This is a genomic window from Nostoc sp. KVJ20 (assembly GCF_001712795.1).
In the GTDB taxonomy this organism is placed as follows: Bacteria; Cyanobacteriota; Cyanobacteriia; order Cyanobacteriales; family Nostocaceae; genus Nostoc.
The window spans coordinates 1-2,563 of record NZ_KV757831.1; the positions used below are offsets into that span (position 1 = coordinate 1).

The 2,563-nt window shown below is 40.3% G+C and carries 2 protein-coding genes and 2 pseudogenes; all 4 read right to left on the reverse strand.

What is annotated here, in order from left to right:
- Positions 1-200: 200 nt before the first annotated feature.
- A pseudogene (locus A4S05_RS39855) lies at positions 201-335 on the reverse strand (DUF2811 domain-containing protein); the annotation flags it as partial.
- A 130-nt stretch (positions 336-465) separates the two neighbouring features.
- A complete protein-coding gene (locus A4S05_RS38045; protein ID WP_069074899.1) occupies positions 466-756 on the reverse strand; it encodes a hypothetical protein in 291 nt (96 codons plus the stop codon).
- Between the two features lie 8 nt (positions 757-764).
- Positions 765-1,721, reverse strand: a complete 957-nt coding sequence (locus A4S05_RS38050; RefSeq protein WP_069074900.1) for a ParM/StbA family protein — start codon at positions 1,719-1,721, stop codon at positions 765-767.
- Between the two features lie 417 nt (positions 1,722-2,138).
- Positions 2,139-2,563: pseudogene (locus tag A4S05_RS38055) on the reverse strand (hypothetical protein); the annotation flags it as partial.

Sequence of the window (2,563 nt, forward strand, 5' to 3'; positions counted from 1 at the left end):
GCATTTTCCACTGATTCAGCGATTCCTTGAGTTTGTGTCTCATCTGGAAGTGTCAGTAATTCAGCAGTAGATATTTTAGGTTTTGTCTCAGATTCGCTTGCCATTAATCCTGACTCAAGAAATCTTTCTGAGTGTATCGTTTAATTTAGCTTTTGTTTAGTATGACTTTTAGAGAATAGCAGATTCAGGTATGTTGTAAATTAGCCTCGGCGAAACAGAGCTTCTAGATAAACCTGGGAAACACGGCGATCTCCATCAGCATTTTGCAACAGAAACAGTGAGATAGCTGCGGTAATAAGGCGATGTTCATCCCAATCAGGATGCTGTTCTAGATAGCTGTTTAAAGACTACAGTAGATCCTATGCTACAGACAAATCTTCGGCTCAGTGACGACTCAAGTGGAAAAATTATTTTCGCGTCACGGTGGAATTAACCTCGTATGTAATTAACAACTTCCTTTGACGGTTACAAATCAAAATCAAGGCTGAATGTTTCCCCACCATAATCTTCTTCTTTCTCCTCTGGAAATGGAGTTGGAGTCCAAGAGGTGAGTTGGTTATCTTCAGTATTAATGGCTGTAGAAGCTAAAAGTTGTGCGGGTAATCCAGCCTTGATGAAAACAAAATAGCAATCAACTATAAAGTAAAGCGTGTCCAGGTAACTTTTATCTAGTTTTTGCGATTCTGCAAATATGCGCTCTCGGTAATTATCTTTAAGGCGAACTTTTTCCGGTGCTAAGTCTTTTTTATCTGCCATAGTTATATTCACTTAATAGATGTTGCAGGATTCTTGCTGCTAATGGTTTTTGCCATTTCTAAAAGCCCAAAGACATTGGCTTCTACCGGATTGTCCAGGATTTTGAAGCCGTTTTTCTCCAACAGCTTCTTAAATCCAGGTAAGAGGCAGCCTCCACCAATCGCCCAGATTTCATCCCCTTGGTGCTTGGCATCCAATGTGAGATTCACCACTTTCTTCAAGTATTTTTCATACCAATCTTTCAAAGAAGCACTGTATATATCTTTGATATCGATGTCACGGCTGTACCTGGTATGCCCCATTTCCAGACAAAATCGGATTTTGGAGGCATCCCCGATTTTTCCGCCATTTAAATGTTTCATTTTTTGGGAGATATCATCGATGAGAACTTCTACACCTATAGGGTAAGCAGTGTGAACTTCTCGCTGACCCCGGTTGTAACGAGAATACAGGGTCGTACCATTGCCAAAGTCTAAAATAGTTAGCTTTTTGGGTAATGGATGCCCAAACAATGCACCCATCCCCTCTAGTACAACTTTAAGTACTTCTACTTTCACGTCTGATTGTTTGCCAGCAAGTATTGGCTGATATTCTCCATTGAGTACTTTTTGTAGTTCTGATGCCAGAGCAACATCATGTAAGCTGACGACTAATTTTAAGTGCCAAGCTTTACGGTGTGGGAGATGTGCCAATGCACCCAATAAAGTCAATAATGCGTTGTTGACTTTATTTTCATTATTGTCTGTGTTGCGGTCAAAATAATTCCCTGTGCGGAAAGCAGACTCTCCGACTGTGTAAGCAGTGCCGTTAAAAACTACACGCCCTGGCACATCTTCCATCTCAGCATTGGTTATATAACTCGGCACACGAATTACTTCAAATCCTTCGACTAAAAGTTTGAGACTTCCGTAACCGTTATCGAAACCCGCAGGAAAAATTTTTTGTAAGGTGTGAATGTTTGACATCTGCTCCAAGGTAATACGCTTTGATTTGTGAAAGCTATCTGTTCAGATAATTTTGGGGAGTGGGGGAGAGAAAAATAAAATAACTACCCCTTTTTGATCCAGACTCAAGAGTTTATCATAACCCCTTGGGGGCTAAGTGGGGTATAAAATATCAGCCAGTCAAATGTACCCCATATAGCACCTATATATATCCTATATAGGGGTCAAAATATCACCAAAGTCTTGAGCTATTGTTGGGGTATATATAGCCCCCATATAGCCCCCATCAGGAATTTTTGAAATCTTTTTTATCAACGCAGCAGAAATTAAATTAGATCGTTGTTGACTCTTTGATTTATACTTTACTATCAATTTTTTGTTGAAAAGCAATTCAGTTTTGATCTTTAACTTCTTGCTGACTACGTAACGAGTGGGTTACTACTTGCTTACAGGTTCAGCTTTTTCTACTGAATTATCATTCACACCCAAAGTCAATTCCAAAGGAGTTCTTTGGGGGTAGGCTTTTACCACTTGTCGATAAACTTCATAGTTAGTAGGTAGCGTGTTCCGAGTATTACCCACTCCATAGGTCAGGAAAGTACTTTATATCTTTGATCAATTCAGGTTTACCTACCTCTTCTTGAGGCCTTTTGCGTTGTTCAACTTCATCAACACTTGGTCGAGGCGGTAAAGTAGGCCACCATAGCCCTCTGTCATCTGGACCAACAACTGCTCCTGTCGGTTTCAATCCATTCCTATTCAACATTGAAGTGTTAGCAAAGGTTTCAATGCGTGGCTGTGGTTGACTAGTTAGGTTATTAGCATACTTAACTTGCCAGGAGTAACTGGTGAGTGCTGTAGCT